Annotated in this window: 14 protein-coding genes and 4 pseudogenes; 5 read left to right on the top strand and 13 right to left on the bottom strand. The window is 62.4% G+C overall.

The features are described 5' to 3' along the window. Positions 1-19 precede the first annotated feature (19 nt). Complete coding sequence (locus tag NKH16_RS19735; protein ID WP_352901278.1) at positions 20-703, bottom strand: transposase; 684 nt, start codon at positions 701-703, stop codon at positions 20-22. A 463-nt stretch (positions 704-1,166) separates the two neighbouring features. On the opposite strand from NKH16_RS19735, the gene NKH16_RS19730 reads away from it, so the two are divergent. Beyond that, positions 1,167-1,562, top strand: coding sequence for a hypothetical protein (locus tag NKH16_RS19730; RefSeq protein ID WP_352453160.1), 396 nt, complete (start codon positions 1,167-1,169; stop codon positions 1,560-1,562). 418 nt (positions 1,563-1,980) lie between these two features. Here NKH16_RS19730 and NKH16_RS19725 read toward each other — a convergent pair whose 3' ends face one another. The 5 genes and pseudogenes from NKH16_RS19725 to NKH16_RS19710 form a co-directional block, all read right to left on the bottom strand. Then, complete coding sequence (locus NKH16_RS19725) at positions 1,981-2,613, bottom strand: DUF1419 domain-containing protein (protein ID WP_352901319.1); 633 nt, start codon at positions 2,611-2,613, stop codon at positions 1,981-1,983. 134 nt (positions 2,614-2,747) lie between these two features. Beyond that, complete coding sequence (locus NKH16_RS19720) at positions 2,748-3,110, bottom strand: hypothetical protein (RefSeq protein WP_352689058.1); 363 nt, start codon at positions 3,108-3,110, stop codon at positions 2,748-2,750. Positions 3,111-3,240: 130 nt separating this feature from the next. Beyond that, complete coding sequence (locus NKH16_RS35040; RefSeq protein WP_502911720.1) at positions 3,241-3,474, bottom strand: UCP036055 family protein; 234 nt, start codon at positions 3,472-3,474, stop codon at positions 3,241-3,243. 92 nt (positions 3,475-3,566) lie between these two features. Then, positions 3,567-3,698, bottom strand: a pseudogene (locus NKH16_RS35035) (UCP036055 family protein); the annotation flags it as partial. 71 nt (positions 3,699-3,769) lie between these two features. Then, on the bottom strand, positions 3,770-5,920 hold the full coding sequence (locus NKH16_RS19710; RefSeq protein ID WP_352901274.1) for a ParB/RepB/Spo0J family partition protein: 2,151 nt from the start codon (positions 5,918-5,920) through the stop codon (positions 3,770-3,772). A gap of 184 nt (positions 5,921-6,104) precedes the next feature. Between NKH16_RS19710 and NKH16_RS19705 the strand changes: the two genes are divergently transcribed. Next, positions 6,105-6,725: a DUF433 domain-containing protein gene (locus tag NKH16_RS19705; protein ID WP_352901271.1), complete on the top strand. Its 621-nt coding sequence runs from the start codon at positions 6,105-6,107 to the stop codon at positions 6,723-6,725. Beyond that, on the top strand, positions 6,722-7,243 hold the full coding sequence (locus tag NKH16_RS19700) for a DUF5615 family PIN-like protein (RefSeq protein ID WP_352901268.1): 522 nt from the start codon (positions 6,722-6,724) through the stop codon (positions 7,241-7,243). The genes NKH16_RS19705 and NKH16_RS19700 overlap by 4 nt, the downstream gene beginning before the upstream one ends. Before the next feature lie 255 nt (positions 7,244-7,498). Here the strand turns inward: NKH16_RS19700 and NKH16_RS19695 are convergent. Then, positions 7,499-8,693, bottom strand: a pseudogene (locus tag NKH16_RS19695) (DUF932 domain-containing protein). A 325-nt stretch (positions 8,694-9,018) separates the two neighbouring features. On the opposite strand from NKH16_RS19695, the gene NKH16_RS19690 reads away from it, so the two are divergent. Next, a complete protein-coding gene (locus NKH16_RS19690; RefSeq protein WP_502911718.1) occupies positions 9,019-9,531 on the top strand; it encodes a Ros/MucR family transcriptional regulator in 513 nt (170 codons plus the stop codon). Between the two features lie 264 nt (positions 9,532-9,795). Here NKH16_RS19690 and NKH16_RS19685 read toward each other — a convergent pair whose 3' ends face one another. The 6 genes and pseudogenes from NKH16_RS19685 to NKH16_RS19660 all read right to left on the bottom strand — a co-directional run. Then, entirely contained in the window at positions 9,796-10,929 is a 1,134-nt protein-coding gene (locus NKH16_RS19685; RefSeq protein ID WP_352901265.1) for a substrate-binding protein, read from the bottom strand. A gap of 74 nt (positions 10,930-11,003) precedes the next feature. After that, on the bottom strand, positions 11,004-11,276 hold the full coding sequence (locus NKH16_RS19680; RefSeq protein WP_352851851.1) for a hypothetical protein: 273 nt from the start codon (positions 11,274-11,276) through the stop codon (positions 11,004-11,006). 90 nt (positions 11,277-11,366) lie between these two features. Then, positions 11,367-12,944 carry an HD domain-containing phosphohydrolase gene (locus tag NKH16_RS19675; protein ID WP_352618170.1) on the bottom strand — a complete coding sequence of 526 codons (1,578 nt, stop codon included), beginning with the start codon at positions 12,942-12,944 and terminating at the stop codon, positions 11,367-11,369. Between the two features lie 199 nt (positions 12,945-13,143). Continuing rightward, a pseudogene (locus NKH16_RS19670) lies at positions 13,144-13,245 on the bottom strand (IS21-like element helper ATPase IstB); the annotation flags it as partial. A gap of 45 nt (positions 13,246-13,290) precedes the next feature. Continuing rightward, on the bottom strand, positions 13,291-14,523 hold the full coding sequence (locus NKH16_RS19665) for a serine hydrolase domain-containing protein (protein ID WP_352901262.1): 1,233 nt from the start codon (positions 14,521-14,523) through the stop codon (positions 13,291-13,293). Positions 14,524-14,805: 282 nt separating this feature from the next. Then, positions 14,806-14,928: pseudogene (locus NKH16_RS19660) on the bottom strand (tyrosine-type recombinase/integrase); the annotation flags it as partial. A gap of 243 nt (positions 14,929-15,171) precedes the next feature. Here NKH16_RS19660 and NKH16_RS19655 point away from each other — a divergent pair. Next, a complete protein-coding gene (locus NKH16_RS19655) occupies positions 15,172-18,531 on the top strand; it encodes an nSTAND1 domain-containing NTPase (RefSeq protein ID WP_352901259.1) in 3,360 nt (1,119 codons plus the stop codon). Positions 18,532-18,560 lie beyond the last annotated feature (29 nt).

Genomic DNA, 18,560 nt, shown 5'->3' with positions numbered 1-18,560 from the left:
CGACGAGGCTCAGTATGTCTTACCCCAGGCCCAGCTTCTTCTTGAGCTCGGCATTTTCCTTGCGCAGACGGTCAGCAAGCAGGTTCTTAAGGCGCTTGTTTTCTTCCTCGAGCGCGAGCAGGTCCTTCAGATCGCCGCTATCTGCGGCTGGCGCTGCAATCTTCTTCCACTGATAATAGGTCTGCTCCGAAATGCCGGCTTGGCTGACCGCACTCTTGCTGGTCGCACCCCCAGCGATCGACTTCTCGATCTGGGCAAGCTTCTGGGCGCGTTCCTTCTCAGAATAGGTCTTCCGGGCGGTCCGCACCGCCACCGCAGGTTCAGCCGCCTGAGGCCCTGGTCTCGCCCCGTTCTTGCGGGTCGGCTTGGCGAGCTCTGCCTTCGCTTTCCTTGCTCGCGGAACTTTCTTCTTCGCTTCAGGGGCTTCCACTTTGGCTGGTGCCACTGTGGTCTGAACAGTTTGAGCTTCCTGAGAATCGGCCATGATATGCTCCGCTTGTGGATTGTCACCGTCATCAGCATCGATGGGTCTTATACTGGAGTCAATGAGCTCAGAACCTGGCAACTGAGCACCATCAGACAGCTGCGTCATCTCGGTGACAATTTTGGACAGGTCGAGAGCACCCCAGATCGAATGGCTTGGCTTTTGCTTGCGGCGCTTCTGTTTGACTTCCACGATAAATGGCCGGATCTGGCGCTTCATAGTCCCTTCCTTGATGTGAGGACGACTTGCAGCCAAGTCGCTGTTTCGCGTCAGCGAGTATTCTGCGCCTAGGCATCTTATCGCTCTTGCCGAGCTTTATCGGAGAAGGCCAGCGACGAGCAAGCGAGGTTTCCCTGACCTCGGGGACTGGCTCGATCACCGGGACGCAAACGGTCTATTGCGAGCCGAGGTCTCATTTGACGCGACCTTCAGAGCCTATCCATGCCCGCCATCCACAGGCGCCACTTCGCTCGATCCACCGGCAGCTGACAAATTTCGACATGCTGACGAGGCTCGCATGCTCCAGGTTCGGTAAAGAACCCCCCTGCATCGAGCGCCGCCTACGCCGTCATTCGTTGCCGCCGGGCAAACGGACAAGGACTAACAGCCGTCCGCATCCGATGACTGTGCACAACCGACTGCATCGATTGCAATCCTGATTTTCTTGGGAGCAAATCTTCTCATGGCGGCGGATGAGCTGGACGCGATTGTTTTCGGGATGGCGGTCGACAGCGTCCGTGCGCTTCCTCTTGGATTCACGGAAAAAGTCGCAGAAATTGCCAACCGAAGCCACGGCGTCCTGCTTTTTGATTTGCGCATCGATGGCGACTTGGAAATGCAGCGGATCGCCGCCGTCCGATATCCAAGCAACCAGACAGGCATTCTGGCGCTGGACAAGCAGGGCTCGGCGATCAGCCATTGCATGGTCAACGGCACTTTCTCCAGCTTTATCGCTCCCTTGGAGGACTGGAACACTCTGCCGCTACCGATGCAGGCCAGGACGAGTATCGCCGGCCCGGCCAGCCTCTTCATCGGCGCCTTACGCAATGCCGGATACATCCTGCGCGGCAGGTCCTGATCCGAAGTTTTGCGCGGTGACTGGCCGATCATATCGTCGAACCAGTCGGCCACACGGCTTCGCTAAGGGCGATTACCCACGGTGATCAGGTGACAAGGATCATCCGAGTTGAAGCCTGACCCTGATAGGTGGCTCGCTGGACTACGAGCACCTGGTCGGTGCTGGCCTTAAATACCGTGAAAATGCGCCGGCCGGCGGCGACGCACTGATCGAGCAATGTCGGTTGCCGTCACGGTATCTTGGAAAGCGATAGGGCTGCGTGCAAGCGATCGTAATTTGCGAGAGCGTCTCGCCCGTCGGCGTCCGATAGTACGCCTCCTCGATAGACATCGCGCCGCATAGCCTATCCGACGCGCCTCATTTCAGCGGAGTAGGCGGACCGTGCTAATAGGGACGTTTCGCTTCCGAGCGGCAGCTCTCAGGGATGACCTTTATCGTCGCCTCCCTTCTTTGAGTTCCGGCTTGATCGGGCGGAGGACAGGAGTTCGTCAATCTCGAGATCCGACAGATCATCGAGCAGCTTGAAGACAGCATCATGCTTTCCGGCGTTAATGAGAATCGTGCGTTTGCCGCGATGTTCGGCCCACCCGGTTCCGGGATTTGCATTGCGGGCGATGCCCCTGAGTTCGACAGGGGTCATGTTCCAGATCGCCTCGAGCTTCTCCGCGCGGGTCATGCTGTCGCTCGCGCCGGTCTCGTGGGGGATGATGGCGGCGCGCATCTTGTCCGGGGATTGCCGGTCCGTGAGGTCGCAAAAACCATGAAAACAGCGTTCGCGGCCGCGGATCCGGATCGTGAAGAATACGCTGGTCACGTTGCCGGCCTTGAACTCCGACATGCCGAACATGCCGGTGCGCATGAAGAGCGGCGGCAGCAAACCGAGCATGAAGTGATATTCTGACGCGGTGATCTGGAACCACTCGCCTGAATAGGGAGTGCCGGAAAGCGGATCGATGCCGGGAGTATCCTTGTGTCGGCTGAACAGTTGGAACATCTGCTCGCGGGTGGCGACGCCGTCGAGCACCTTCCTGAAGGGTGGATGTGCGGTCATGGGATTCTCCTGAACGCGGGTCGGCCACGCGTGGCATGAACCGCGTCGTCGCAACTGTTTTGGTGGTGTTGTGGCTGTCGACTGGCCGAGCCCGCGGCCGGCGCGTGCACCGGCGATGATGGGGTTTGCAGGGTTCAGGCGGCACGTCGCTCGGAGGAACGCGAAGCGTCTCGACCAACCCCAGTGATGGCACGCACGGCGGCGAGCGCCGGGATGTCGTCGAGCATGCCGAGCGCGACGAAGTGGTTGGCCCCGCCGACATAATCCTTGCGGCCCTTGCAGGTGCGGATCAGGATGCCGTGACCTGAGGACAAACCGAACTGGCCGACCTGAATGTAGGTACGGTGATGGTACAGGGTGACTTCGCCGGAAACGGCAATACCCGCCTTGTTTGAGCGCAGGTCAAAGCAGCCCGATGGCAGGTTTAGTTCGGCGGCGAGTTTCTTCAGCCGTGAACGCGCTGTCGTGTGAAAACGCCTCTTCTGCTTGCTCGTCATAGGAGCAGCTTCTGTTCCAGTCGAACACGTCGATCTCCACGAAATGAACAGGCCCGTGATCGCTCACGCGATCCCGGGCCCGTCATCGGGTGGGGTTAAATGGTGGAACGGTCAGGCGGCCGCGCGGCCCTCAATGACGTCGGCGCCGACCTCGTCCCGCGGAGACTTCCTCGAGATAGGCCCGACCATACTGGTTGTTGGCGAGCCAGCGTTCGGCCGCCTCGCGATCCTTGGCGAGATAGAGCAGCTCCGGGCTGTCGCCGCGTTCCTGCAGGACGCGGACCATGCCGATCGTGGGACGCTCGACGATCTCGAAACCCAGGTCACTCTCGACGGACCAAGTGCGCCTGACCGAGACGACGATGATGCCGCCCTGATCGAAATCGCCCTCATGCGGGTGAAGTAGGCCGGCGAGCTATAGGTCGCGCGCTCGCGCGGCGGTTCCTTCGTGACCAGGCGACCGACGCCGTTGCGGCTTTCCCAGGCCGCAAGTTTTTTGGTGAAGCGAGCCGGCGGTTTCGCGGTGCCGTCGCTGTACCGGATAACGCTCCCCAGAGGAGCGGATTCGTACACGATATGTGCGGACATGCGGTTTCTCCATGCGGAAAACGAAAAAGGGCCCGGCGGGAGTGCCGGGCCCGCTGCGAGCGTGAGGCCGACTATTCAGCGGCCTGGAGGTGGTCCGCCTCGTCGCCGTCGCTGGTCACCGGCTCATCGGAGGACGGATCCGCATCGTCGGCGAGAAAGGCCGGCAGCTCGGCGGCATCGCCGTCGCGAGCCGCCTCGTCCGACATATCGCCGGCGACCGCGTCGCCAGCATCGGTAGCCACTTCATCGACCTCAAGACGCAGCGGCTCGGGCAGCCAGTTCGACCCTTCGAGAAGACGCGCGGCCTCACGCGCCATGATGTCCTTCTTCATGTGGTCGATCAGCTGCGCGGAGTCTGCGCCACGAGCTTCATGGACTGCCTGTAGAATCCGCGCCTTGGTGAGCCGCCCGAGGAACTCGACCCTAGGCGTCCAGCCGGCGTCGACCATGTCGAACTGGAGGGAACGGCCAAGCACGTCTGCATGCTTGAGCGCCTTCGGTCGCCTGTTCCAGGGTTCGACCACCGCATTGAGGGTCAGCGAGACGCAGTGCGCGAACAGCGCGTTGCGGCTTGCTTCGTCGAGGCCGAGAAGGAAGTTCCACAGGCCATCCGCCTCATCGGGCAGATCGCGATCCCAGGCTTCATGGCGCTCGGCGATCTCCTTCGCCCAGGATGTCTCGGCAAGACCGTCGACCTGGCTGAAGCCGCCGCTCTTCAGGCTGATCTCCAGGCACGTGTCCGGCGCGAAGCGATAGAAGACCTGCAGGACGAAGGCATGGAGTGCGGCAACGAAGGCGATGTCGACGTCACCGGCGAGCGCGTTGCGCAGTGCAAGCGTCCGCTGCGCGGTCAGGTCGAAGACGAGCCGATCGGGCAGCGGCTTGATGCCATCGTCCTCGCCGTCGTCACTAGCGCTGTCATTCACCGGCTTGCCGTTGACGACAACACCATCGCCATCATCGTCGCCATTGGATCTGGCTTCGTCTTCAGCATCCTGCTCCTCGCCCTCACCGACATCGCCGGTTTCGGTCCGCGGTTCGTCCTCGGACCGCACGAAACCGGCGTCGACCTGGAGCTTGCCGTTCGCGGCAAGGGTAACGAACACACCGGCGATGGCCTTCTGGGCGGGATCGTAGCTTTGAGGACGATCATCGATCGCGTCGAGCTCTGCGCCCAGCTGGTCGAGCTTCGCCTCGATCGCTTTGTCGGCATCCTCGGCCTTGGCATAGTCCGCGTCGAGCTTGTCGTATTCGGCCTTGAGCGCGTCGTAGCGTTCGATCTCCTCGGCGCTCAGCTCCTGCGGCTCGGCATAGATGCGCCGCATGCCGGAGGTATGGCCGTAGGGAAAGCTGATCGCCGCCTCGACCCATTTCCAACCTTCGGCGCGGATTGCCTCGGCATCCACCTTGAGTCTCTCGAAGACAAGCTGCTCGAGGAGTGCCGCATCCTGGAACCAGCCGCCGGAGTCCTGCTCGAAGAGATCGCGCAGGATGACGCCGCCGGCAGCTTCATAGGTTTCGGCGCCGACATAGACGGCCCGGCGATCATCGGCTCGGACCGTGGTCTCCGTCAGCAGGCGCCTGATGTAATAGGGTTCCTGCATGTGCGAGCTGGCAATCCGTTCCCAGACCTGCTCCTGACGTGCATGATCGTCCGAGATCAAAAACGCCATGATCTGCTCAAGCCGGATTTCGTCCTTCCCGTAGAGACCGAGAAGCCTCGGCGACACCGATGCCAGCCGCAGGCGCTGCCTCACCGTCGCAGGCGATACGAAGAAGCGGGCGCCAATCTCCTCCGGATCGAGGCCCCGATCGCTGAGCGTCTTGAAGGCCCGGAACTGGTCGAGCGGGTGCAGGTCGGCGCGCCGCAGGTTTTCGGCAAGCGAATCCTCTTCGGCCGAGGTCTCCTGCCTGCGGTTGACGATGCAGGGGATCGGCTCGTTCTTGGCCAGGCGCTTCTGCTTGATGAGGATGGCGAGCGCGAGATAGCGACGGCCGCCGGCGGGCACCTCAAACATGCCGGTCTCCTCGCCCTCGCCGTCGAGCACGGGACGGACGTTCAGGCTCTGGATGAGCTTTCGCCGTCCGATGTCTTCGGCCAGCTGCTCGATCGACACGCCGTCCTTGATGCGCCGAACATTCTTTTGCGACAGCATTAGCTTGTCATAGGGAATATTCTCCGCGGCGTTCATCGCGATCTTCTGAATGGCGTTCTTTGCCATGGTCAGGTTCTCCATGACGGGCGGCCCGGGGCCTCTCCCCGAACCTCCAAGCCCGTCAGGAATCTCCCCTCCCCCCTCTGCCTCCAGGCCTCGCGCCGGCGCCGGCCGCCTGCCGCAAAGCTTCGCTGGACTGCGGACGGCAGAGTGACTATATATCTTCCATGAACGTGGAAGGATTATTGTCATGCCAGGGTTTAGTACCGAAGTGCTCACCGCCAATGAGGCGGCGGCGGTAACGCAGGTGCCGCTTAAGCAGGTGCATCGCATCATCGATGCCGGATTGCTACGCGGCCGTGTCGAGACACGCCGCGGCAGCCGCGTCATCATCGGAGCGGGTCTCGTCGGCCTACGCCTCGCCTGGCTGACGGCGGAGACGCTGACGCCTGCCGCGCGGCGGCGGATCGTTGAGCACGCCATTGCCGATGATGCTGCGCCCGTAGTCGCGGACGATCCGCTTAAGGTCGACCTGAAGCCGATCACTGCCGGGGTAAGGACCGGCCTCAGCCGGCTGAGGAAAGCCAAGGCCATGGTGGCGCGCGATCCAGCGGTACTTAGCGGTCAGCCGGCCTTTGTGGGAACACGCGTGCTTGTTCATGACGTTGCCGACCTGCTCGCCAATGGCGATACTCCCGAGACGATCCGTGCCGCCTATCCGCAACTGACTCTCGACCGGATCAGGCTCGCGGCCGACTATGCGCTCGCCTATCCGCGGCGTGGCCGTCCGCCGGTCAAGCCGGCGTGGCGCAGCACGGCGGCGAAGTCGACACGCACAATCCGTCTCGACGATCTGCCGGCCGTTTCGTGAAATTCCTGATCGACGAATGCCTGAGCCCAGAGCTTGCGAAACTGGCGCGCGAACGGGGTTTTCCAGAGTCGAGCCATGTGCGCTGGCTGGGCCTCGCCGGCGCCAAGGACCATATGGTGACCCGGCGCGCGGTCGATGACGGCTATGTGCTCGTCACGCACAACACGACCGACTTTCGCGGCCCCTATCGCCGCGAGGAGCTGCATGTCGGGTTAGTCGCCTTCAACACCGCCCCTGGCCTGATGAGCCTCGATCTCCAGCACAGGCTCTTTCATCTCGCCCTTTCGGAGCTCGGTGGCGAGGAGGCATGGAACAAGTGCTGGAGATTACGGTGGATGTCGCGCGTACCATCACCATCGAACGGTTCAACCTCCCCGACTGACGGACCTCCGCGTTCGTTTCCTGCAATCGGGCTGCCAGAAGCCGCCGCTCGCACAACGAAAAAGCCCGCCGCGGGAGGAGGTGCGGCGGGCTTGATTTGGACGACAGCATTCGGGAGGAATAAATGCCGTCCCTGATCGCCAAGGTCGGGAGGAGGTGACCCGGACGAAACTCGATACCGACAGGCTACTCCCTTCCGCGCAGCCGAGAAGCATTAATTGTGCATAGCAGCATTGCCGTTTTGTGCGGCGCACATCCGGGCCGGAGAGATGGGTTTTCCCGGGTACCAGCGCAGGCCGTATGCTGCGCGCCGCAGCGATGCACATGTTGGAACACTGGCAGCATCAGCAGCCCAGTGACGTTCATACGCCTCGGCGCACAGCATTGCGGTATCATGCTGCCAGATCGGGCAGCTTCTTGGCCTTGCCCTCCAGCTCCAGGCGAACGTCCTGATGCGGCTTGTCGCGCGCCACCCGCGTAATGCCCTGCACGAAGTCGAAAATCGAGGCGGGCGGGTGCCCTTCCTCCGAAAGCACGGCATCGATGATCCTCGTGGTCTCCGCCTTGGAGAAGCCGCGCTTGCGCAGGAAGCTCTGGCGATCTTCATCGTCGCGAGCGACGATCCGCTCCCGCGAAGCCTTGATGCCATTGACGAACGGCATGGGCGAAGACTCCACGAACTGGATCAGCGCTGGTTCGGCTTCCAGGGCAAAACGCGAGGCGGCATATTTGGAATGCCGGATGGTGATTTCCTCGAAATTTTCCACGCCCCACAGACAACGATTCTGGCAAACTGCACGTAGATAGAAGCTGGCGATTCTGAGCGTTCGGGCGCCGACTTCGGAGTTCCAGCAATAAACCCCCTGAAAAAGACGTCGGGCGAGCCATCGGGCAGCTTGCCGGCTTCGATCGGATTCAGGTCGTCGACGAGGAAGACAAAGACATCACGGTCGGACGCATAGAGCGTTGTCGTGTCGTTGGAGATGTCGACGTTCGGATTGTAGATTCCCGTTGACCAGTCGAGCACGCCAGGCACTTTCCAGCGCGTGTCGCCGCTACCGTTGCCGGCGATCTTCTGCACGGCATCGACCAGTTCTGAGTCAAATATTCTGCCGTAGTCGGGGCCTGTTACCGCCCGCAACTCGAGGCGTCCGTTCTCGATTTCCAAGCTCTTCATCTGCTCGGCGCGATGATTAAGAAGACCGTGCTGAAGGTTGATCGCCGCAAGCGGGGCCGGAAGCTGGCGCAGATAGGCGGCTGGCGCGCCGACCAGGCTGGCGAGTTGGCCAAGCTCCAATGCGTTGGGGCCACAGAGGCATGCGCATCGGGCAGCATCAGCCTCAGGCGCTCCGGGTCGTCGCGGCTGGCCTCGACGCGGATCAGCTCACTTTCAACGATGCGGGTCTTGCTGCGTTCGGACCGCCGCTTCACCGAATTATGGAGATCGGTGAGAGAAAGGTAGCGCTCGTCCGCCGGCCGGTTGAACCACTCGGAAGAAACGCGACCGACACGTTGGCCACGGCTGACATCCACCTTGTAACCGCCCCGTGGATTCACCGCAGGAGCGAGAACTTGCAACTGGGTCATGGAACTTTCTCCGCGACGGGCGCCGGAAGCCTCTCTTCCAGCCCTCGACCCGTCACGCGGGCCATCCACCCTCTCCCTCTGCCGTCCGGCAAACGGACAAACGCCGCGGCCCCACCTCCGCAAGGAATACACGTCAGAGAATCGATTTGACCGCGTGCTTCAAAGCCGGGACGCCGGAAGCGATGGTCCTGCTGTTGGCGGAACCGCACGCGGCAATCGCTACAAGGTCGTCGCCGGAGCGGATCGGCCATGTCGACCAGTGTCACGCGACTGCCGAAACAACAGAAATGCAACAGGTTCGTTGCTATCGGAAGCGGTCGTCATTATGAAACGACTGTTCGACGCCAATCGTTTGATCCGCCAGGAGTATTTCGTGACCGAAGAAACCGAGAGCAATACGGAGAAGCTCATCGAACTCACGGCTGATGTAGTCTCAGCCTATGTTTCAAACAATCCGGTGCCGGTCGGTGAACTACCCGCCCTCATCGGACAGGTCCATGCCGCCCTGAAGGGCACGACCGGCGGTGTGGTGTCGGAAAGACCTGAAGTTCTCAAGCCTGCCGTGCCGATCAACAAGTCAGTGACGCCCGACTACATCATCAGCCTGGAGGACGGGAAGAAGTTCAAGTCGCTGAAGCGGCACTTGTCGACCCATTATGGCCTGACTCCGGATGAGTATCGCGCCAGATGGGGCCTGCCGGCGGATTATCCCATGGTTGCGCCGAACTATGCCGCAGCGCGCTCAGCCCTCGCTAAAACCATGGGCCTCGGCCGCAAGCCGAAGGAGCCCGAAGAGCCGGCGCCCGCGAAGCGTCCCCGCAAGAAGGCCACAGCCTGATTGTAGCCTGAGGGGTCGGTTGGGCGCGTTCCCGCCTGGCAGCTTTGGGGCCGTTTGCGGACTGTCCGTTCGGGATGGCGAGATTAGAAAGCGGATGGACGCGTCCAGCGTATCGCGGACCGCAACGCGCCACCGCCGGAGATAGCGCTGATGATCTTCAGTTGCTCTGTATGTGCGACTGGAATGCACTATTGCCCGTTTGGGTGGCAGGGCAACTTGCTAGCCGCCCTGCCACCTGGAAGAACAGTCATCGACGCGGCCGGCTCAGCCCGCTTTGCTGAGTTGGAGTTCGTCGCTAAGCGCGCGCTCGTTGGGATCGATCGGACCCAGGTTCTTGACGACCCGGAATCGACCGCCCTGCGCCTGCGCGATGTACATGTTCATGCGAACATGGTGCTGGCCGGGGACCATTTCGGCCGGGCCACCTGGTCCCTCGCTGATCCGCGAGTGATCGAGCGCCCGGATGACCGTATCACGCTCGACCGTGCCGGCCTCATTGACAGCCGCTTCCCACATCTTGATCGCCCGGTAGTGGCCGGTGCAGCCGCTGCCCGCGGTCAACATGGCGCTGCCGGGGAAACGGTCCTGGTAGCGACGCAAGAGCGCGCGGCCAAACGGATCCTCGAGTTCCTGATAGTAGTCGAGGCAGCTGTAGAGGCCCTCGATCTGCTCGGACGGCACGAGATTGAAGAAGTTCTCGTCGAAGTAGGTGCAGATGATCTTGCCGTCCCGCTTGCCGAAACCGGCCTTGTGCAGTTCTTCGAGGAACGGAGTCAGGCCCGGCGGGACGAGGGTGTTGAAAACCACGTCGGTGCCGCTCGCCATGATCTGCTCGACCGTCCGCCGGAAATCGACTGTATCGAGCGGGAAATACTCCTCGCCGACGACCTCGCCGCCATTGGCGCGCACCACCCGGCTCGCGGCCTTGTTCAGCAGATGGGGCCAGATGTAGTCGGCAGAAGGCAGGTAGAACTTCTTCGCCCCGGTGCTCTTCATGAACCAAGGGATCAGCGGCTCGACCTGCTGCGTGGGCACTGGACCCGTACAGAAGATCAGGGGATCGTTTTCCTGTCCCTCGTACTGCTCGGTGTAGATGTAGAGCGTCCTGCCGCGTGCGACCGCTTCGCTCTTGATGGCCTGGCGGGTCGAGCTGTAGATGCCGCCGACGACCAGATCGACCTTGTCGACGTCTATCAGTTTTGCAGTCCTTGCCTTGGCGGCGCTGTCGTTGGTCTCGCCATCCTCGATGACAAGCTCTAGCGGCCGGCCGAGCAAACCGCCTTTGGCATTGATGTCGTCGACGAGCATGGTGGTGAGGTTTGCGTTGGCGATGCCCATGAAGGACAACGGGCCGGTGAGTTCGGCGACAAGGCCGATCTTGATGGGTTTCGGATCCATTTGATTTCTCCAAATCTGGGGGTTCGTCGGGGGGGCGCCGCCGCCGGGCGGCAGGCGGCGCGCAGTGCGGGATCTCAGGCCTCGTAGTGGCCGAGCAGCAGTGCCGCCTGCGGCTTGCCGACGTGGCCGGCTTCCTGCAGGATCGCGGGCACCTCCGGATCCGACACGAAATTCTTCCAGCCCTCGGCGTCCCAGTCGAAGATCGCCCAGATGCGGTCGGGCTCGCTGGGGTCGCGGAAGACGGTTGCGCCGTTCGAGCCGTGCAGCCGGCGCTTGTCGGCGCCCTTGGTCGAAAAGATGCGGATGAAGCGGTCGACGTCCGCCACCTTGGTCGTTGCGAGAAGCATCTGATTTCCTCCTGTCGGTCGCGGCCACCATCGGTCCGTCGACAGGATCACGATGCGCGCCCCGGAGCGGGCGCACATGGGGTGTATTCCCTATGCCTGCGTCTCGCCCGGCCGGACAAGGCCATGCTCGACCGCGTAGAGTGCCGCGGCGGCGCGGGTGGTCACGCCGATCTTGGCATAGACGCTCTGGATATGGTGGTCCGCCGTCTTGGGCGAGATATCCAGCTTGCGCGCCGCTTCCTTCGCGGTAAGGCCGGCGGCGATCAGGCGCAGCACCTCGATCTCACGCGGCGTCATTCCGGCCAGCGGCCGGGGCGGCGCCCGGCGCGACGGCTGTCCGGCGAAGGACAGCACGGCCTCGGCGGCATCGGGGCAGATACAGCCCTCGCGAACGGCGGCGCGCAACTGCGTGGCCGCCGCCTCGCTGGACAACGCCTTGCGGTGCGGACGTTCCTCTCGCGACGTCTGGAAGGCTTCGGCGGCGGCCAGGATTCTTGCCGCCGGGGACAGGTCGGAGCCGTGGACCTTGCGGTGATAGCCCGAACCGTCCAGGCGTTCGTGATGGCGAAGCACGAGGGCGGCCATCGCCTCGCCCTCGCGGCCGAACGAGGCCAGCGCCCGCTCGCCATAATAGGCGTGCAACTGCGCCGCGTCGCGCTCGCGCACCGACAGCGGACCGTTGCGCATCCAGGTCGCCACCGGCACCACGAGTTCGCCTATGTCATGGATGCAGCCCGACCAGCGCAGCGCGCGGACGTCAGGGTCGGGCAGCCCGATCCGTTTCCCCGCACCCGTGGCCAGTTCCGACACCATCCTCGAATGGCCCTGCGTAAACGGCATGCGCATGTCGATCATGTCGGCGATGGCGAGGAACGCCTCATCGCAAGCCTCCTCATCCAGCGTCACCGGCGGATTGGGCTCAAGCGCCAAAATGGTCGCGCGGTCGACCGTCGCGCCGATGCCCTCCATCAGCGTCGGCGCGTTGGCCGAGACGAGCCGGGCCAGTTCCGCTTCATATGGGCCATCGCCGCGACTGGCGATGGTTTCGGCCATCCCTTCGATACCGACGGCATCGCAGAGCGCAATGGCATCCTGTGCCAATGTGATCAGGCGCACGGCTGGCAGGACATCCTCGCCGCTCAGCCCGCGCGGCAGGCCCTTGCCGTCCCAGCGTTCGTAGATCTGTCCAAGATTGCGTCGCATCTCCTCCGACAGGCCCAGCCGCTCGCCGATCCGTTGCGCGACCTCGCAATGCGCGGTCAGGACCGGGCGGGCCACGGCGATCGCCTGCGATAGCCCAGCCTCGATCGCCTTGGCCTGCGCGTCGGGCTCAAGATCGTAGTAGAGCCGCTTGAAAGCCTGGACGAAGACTCTGCCCAGCTCCGCCCGGTTGCCCATATCGAGACCGACAAGATCCTGGCGGAGCGCAATTTCGTCGCCGAAGGTGGCCGACAGGAGGTCCGTGTCCGCGTTGCAACCGACATAGCGGAGCATAGACTGGTGGTAGGCATTGCGCCGATCCTGCTCGGAAACGCCCGCAAGATCGGCAATCCGCATCGCAAGCACGCAGGATTTCAGTGCGAAGTCGCGAGAATGGCCGGTGGCAAGGTCCGAAGCATAAGCGAGGACCATCATGAAATCCGCCCGGCGGATCGAGACGTCTGTCATCGCCCACCTCCCAGTGGCTCTACGCTAGCCCCGCCTGCCGTTAATGCCTAGGGAAAAATCCCAACCGTGGTTGTGCTATCCTGCGAGAAACAGAATGTTCCGTTTGCGGGCCGCAAGGGGATAGGCAGCTTCAGGCTGCGGTTCCTCAAGAGCGGACATTCAGGTTGCGCGGGCATCGTCGTGAGATGACCGATGCCGGAAGCGAGGTCCGCTCGTAAAGCCGGCTGATGAGATGGAAGAGCAACTGCCCGCCGGCTTGGGCGAAGAGCTCATCGAGCACGACGAAGCCGAGCCGGCCCAGCTTGCTAAGCGCAAGGTTGCTCCGCGCAGTTTCTGTTGACGAGTCTCAGGCCCCTGTCAACGCACCATGGACGAGTGCGCGCAGCTCTTTGCGCACCGGAATGGCGCTTGAAGGCAGCAGTTGCGTGAAGAGAATGACAACCATGTCGTCGACCGGGCTTACCCAGAAGAAGGTGCCTGCCGCCCCGCCCCAGCCATAGTCGCCCACTTGCGCCGAAATTTGTGCCTTAGCCGGATCGAGGACGACGGAGCCCAACAGACCGAACCCGACGCCGTCAAACTGGGTTTCGGCCCAAACTTCGGTTGCCATCGAGGCAAGATCTCCCGGTAGGTGATTGCACGCCGCCAATCTCAAAGTGCGGGGACTGAGGATGCGTTCGCCGTTGAGTTCACCTCCAGCCCGCAGCATTTCGGTGAACCGCCAATAGTCGTCGATGGTTCCGACGAGCCCGCCTCCGCCGCAGAACGTATCAACCTTGCCTTGCCGCCACTCCGAAACCTCCGGCGCTTCGTGCAATGCCATTCCGCCAGCCATAGCCTCATAGAGCGGGGGAAAACGGCTGATCTCAGACCCCGGCACAGAGAAGCCGGTGTCGGTCATGCCGAGGGGCTCGAAGATGCGAGTCGCGAAGTACTTGTCGAGCGTCATTCCGGAAACGACTTCCACGATGCGGCCGATGACATCGGACCCGGTGCTGTATTGCCATTTCGTGCCCGGCTCCCATTCCAATGGCAACTCGGCGATCCTGCGCACCATGTTGTCGAGCCCACCGTAAGCAAGGGCGAGGCCGAGTTTTTCCTTGGCATAAGCTTCACCGAGCAGTCGGGGGTTCGTAAAAAGGCTTAGGCCAGATGTGTGGGTCAGCAGATGGTGAATCGTTATCTTCGTTTTGATGGGCACTGTTTGGTCCAGCGACGTTGCGCCCGGTATCAGAAGTTGCCTGTTTTTGAATTCCGGCAGGTAAGCTTCGACCGGATCGTCGAGATGCAGGCGCGCCTCCTCGTACAGCATCATCAGCGCGACGGCGGTGACAGGCTTGGTCATCGAGTAGATGCGGGCGATGAGGTCGCGCTGCCAAGGCCGCTTGGCTTCGACGTCGGCGTGCCCGGCGCAGTCGAAAAAGGCGAGTTCTCCATGACGCGCGATGAGCACCGCACCACCCGGCCAGCGCCCGGTGTCGGCATATCGCTGCATCCACCGCTTCAGTCGCGCCAGCCGCGCCTTGTCGAAGCCGAGGTCCGCAGGATCACGAACTGGTTCGCTACCAAATTGACTCATCGCGCAAATGTCCTGTCGCCGGCGAAGGCCCTTTGGACAATCCTGCGCTCTCCCCGCATTATTGCCAATAGTTGCCTGCTTGACCTCCAGTGAAGTTGCAGACGACGTCTGCTCTCAGGATGCCCAAATGCGGTCCCCTACGGCAAACTTCGGGCGCAAACGTGTCATCTCGCCTGTTCGCTCGAAGGCCGCTTTTGAGATTAGGGCTATGGTCTGCTCAACGACCGACATGAGGCGCATTTCAGTTCGCGGCCCCACCGGGATCGTGGGAGCCGCTTTTGGTCATACCTCGGTCGCCTCGGCTAGCTCTAAGGCATCTTCTACATCTACACCGAGATACCGCACTGTATTCTCGATCTTGGTGTGGCCGAGCAGGATCTGAACTGCACGCGGACTGACCGAACGCGGCTATTGCGGCCACACTTTGCACACCAGAAACGGACGCAGCCGGCTCGAAGTCGAGCGCCTATGGGACGGACGAGTGCTAGTCGACCACAAGCGTCAGCGGTGCTGCGGCAAATGCGGCAAGGAAGTTGGTAAGCCAGAGCTCCCTTGAGGCCAATTCGGTGCCTCTCCCCACAGGGCGCCATTTCCGTTAGGATGCTCCGAGATGGCGGGAGGTATGACCTGGATCGCGTTCACCGTAGAATGGCTACCATCCTTGCTGCCGACGCAGTTGGTTACAGCCGGCTGATTGGCAGAGACGAGGAAGGGACACTTGCCACCCTGCGGACGCATCGTCAGATCATTGACCGACTGATAGAGGAACATCAGGGACGGGTGTTCGGGAGCGCTGGGGACAGCGTCATCGCCGAGTTCGCAAGCCCCGTCGAGGCGCTTCGATGCGCCACTGAAATCCAGTTCCAAGTCGGCAGACAAAATGCTGAGCTGCCCGAGTCGAGCCGCCTGCGCTTTCGCATCGGCATCAATCTCGGCGATGTTGTCGTAGAGGGCGACAATCTCATGGGCGACGGTGTGAACGTCGCCGCCCGTCTGGAGGCGCTGTCACCTCCAGGTGGAATATGCATTTCGGAAGCGGTCTACACGCAGGCCCGCGATCGGCTCTCGCTCGAATTCGTCGATCTTGGCGAACAAAGGATGAAGAACATCGCCCGGCCTGTGCACGCGTACCGCGTGCCTCTCGCTTCAGAGGAGCAGGTCACGTCGCCTTTTCGAGGTCTCAACCCCTTCGAGTTCGAAAACGCCGACCTCTTCTTTGGCCGAGCTCGGGCGACTGCTGCCTGCATCGAACGCCTGGAGCAGCAGGCCGCCAACGGCAAGGCATTCCTGCTCATCTATGGTATGAGCGGTTCCGGCAAGTCTTCTCTCCTTCGAGCAGGGCTGCTGCCTTCCATCACTCGAACCGGTGCAGCGGCTGGCATCAAGTTTTGGCGCCGCTGCCTAATCCGCCCTTCCGACGCCCCTGATGCGGTCGCCTCGCTGGCCGCTGGGCTGCTTCGCGAAGGCGCCCTGCCGGAGCTGGCTTGCGAACCGGCAGCGCTGGCTCAACTCTGTTGGAGTTCGCCTGATCGAGCTCTGTCGCTCGTCCGCCAGGCTCACGCCAAAGCGGCGGCCGCCGCAGGTTCAGCCTCCTCACAAGTGCGATTGGTAGTGGCGATCGATCAGATGGAGGAGCTGTTCACGACGGAGCCGGCATCGCGCGAAGTGCTAGTACGGCTCCTCGCGGCACTCGCCAGCAGCGGACTGGTCTGGGTGATCGCGACGATCCGATCGGATTTCTTTCATCGTTGCGGCGAGGTCCCGGGTTTCTGGGCACTCAAGGATGGCCTCGGCAGCTATGAACTCCTGCCGCCGACCGGCGCTGAGATCGCCCAGATCATCCGCGAGCCGGCACGCACCGCCAGGCTGCGCTACGAGGAGACAGCCGAACGGGGCCGGCTGGATGATGTCCTGCAGGAGGCAGCAGCTGCTGATCCTAGATCTTTGCCGCTTCTCGAATTTGTGCTCGACGCTCTGTACGATGCGGGGCGAGAGCGCCGGATCCTCACCTTTGCTGCGTATCAGGCACTTGGCGGCTTGGAAGGGGCGATCGCGCGCCGCGCTGACGAAGTCGTAGACGCTCTCCCGCCGGACATCCAGGAGGAGCTACCAGTCGTATTGCGTGCCCTCACCACGGTGCGCCCAAGCGATGAGGCAGTTGCGGCGCGTCCGGCCTTGCGCGCGGAAGTCACGGGCACGCCTCAACGATTGGCTCTCGTTGAGGCGTTGGTCGCCGCTCGCCTTCTCGTCAGTGATGAGGATGCCGCAGGCCACGTCTACGTGCGCGTGGCACACGAAGCTTTGTTGAGCCGCTGGCCGCGCGCCAGCGACATTGTCAATGCGAACCGGAGCTTCCTCGAGACCCGCGCTCGGGTCGCGGCTGACGCCAACCGCTGGCATGCCGACAACCGGAACCGGGAGCTTCTCCTGCCGTCCGGCAAGCGGCTCGCCGAGGGCGAGGAATTGCTGCAGTCGAGACGGGTAGAAGTCGACGATCAGATCGTCGACTACATTGAGACGTCTTCGCGTGCTGAGGCGGATAGAGAGGAGAAGGACAGGCAGGCAGAGCGGGCACTCATCGAGGCGGCTGAAGCAGCAAAGCGGGAGCGCCTGGAGCGCGAGGCCGAGCGCCGCAGTCTTGCGGCCGCGGCTGCGAGCCGGCTCGCGCGACGCACGCGCTATGCGGCCATCGTCGCCACGGCGTTGGCCCTTATGGCCAGCGCAGGCGCGTTCTTCGGGTTCAGAGCACAACAGGCAGCAACACGGCAAGCCGAGTTGGCGATGGCCGCCAAAAAGGGGGCCCTTGAGGCGCGCGATCAGGCGCTGCGCAATCAGTCTCTTTCGCTTTCGTTTCTTTCGCAGCAGATCGCGGCGAGCGGCGATACGGAGGCCGCGATCCTGTTGGCGCTGGAGGCGCTGCCGAAGAGCGGATCGGGAGCCGCGCGGCCAAATCTCTTTGAAGCAGAGGCCGCACTTTTCAACGCTCTGTTGGCACACCGCCAAACGGCGGTGTTCAAACACGACGCCGGAGTGACGCAGGCAGCCTTCAATCGAACCGGCGATCGCATCGTCACTGCATCCTACGATAAGACCGCGCGCATTTGGGATGTCGCGAAGGGTAAAGAGATTGCAATCCTGAAGGGCCACAAGGGACCTGTCGAGAGAGCCGGATTCAGTCCGGACGGACGCCGGGTCATTACAGCGGCAAGGGACGGGACCGCGCGCATCTGGGATGCCGACTCTGGAGCGCAGCTTTTTGTTCTTCAGCCGGTAGGCGGCTCCTTTCCTACAGCAGTCTTTGACCCAAGCGGCGAGCGCGTGCTGACCGCGGCCGGAAACAATCAGGCTTCGCTTTGGGACCCGCGAACTGGAACGAAGATCCTGAGCGTAGACAGCCGTGGAGACGGATTGGCTGGCTTCAGCCCGGATGGTCGCAGCTTTGCGACCTCAGAAGGACAGACCGTTTTCATCTGGAATGCGAAAGATGGCGCGCTGATCCATCAATGTTTTATTGGCAGTTTTGCATCCAAGCTCACATTCAGCCCGGATGGAAGTCGGCTGTTGGTAGGCACGTGGTACACAGTTTCATTTGACAGTGTCCCCGCGCTTTGGGACCCATCGAACGGAACCGAAATCGCAAGGCTCCTTGGCCACAAGAGCGACACCCAATTACAAGGCGCAACGTTCAGTCACGACGGCCGCCGAATTGCAACGGTATCACTCGATGGTAGCGCGCGTCTCTGGGACGGAAACTCTGGAGGGCTAATTGACGTGCTCGGCCAAGAGTCCCCGAACTTGAAACAGAGTGACGCCGGGGACGACCGTGATCAGGAAATGAACAGCGCTTTCAGCCCCGACGATCGCCTCCTGGCCACCGCTTCCATAAACGGTCCGTTACGCATTTGGGACGTCGGTCGAGCGTCGCTGTTCGCCACCATCGCTGGCCATCGTGCCTCACGGCTTCACATGATGGCACCGCTCGCCTCTGGGACGTCGACGGAATTCTGACGACTACCCTGTCCAACGCAAATCGTCCC

This window comes from Mesorhizobium sp. M1307, assembly GCF_040318155.1.
Lineage (GTDB): Bacteria > Pseudomonadota > Alphaproteobacteria > Rhizobiales > Rhizobiaceae > Mesorhizobium.
Note: the sequence above shows the minus strand (reverse complement) of the source record. Positions and strands in the feature narration are given on the sequence as shown.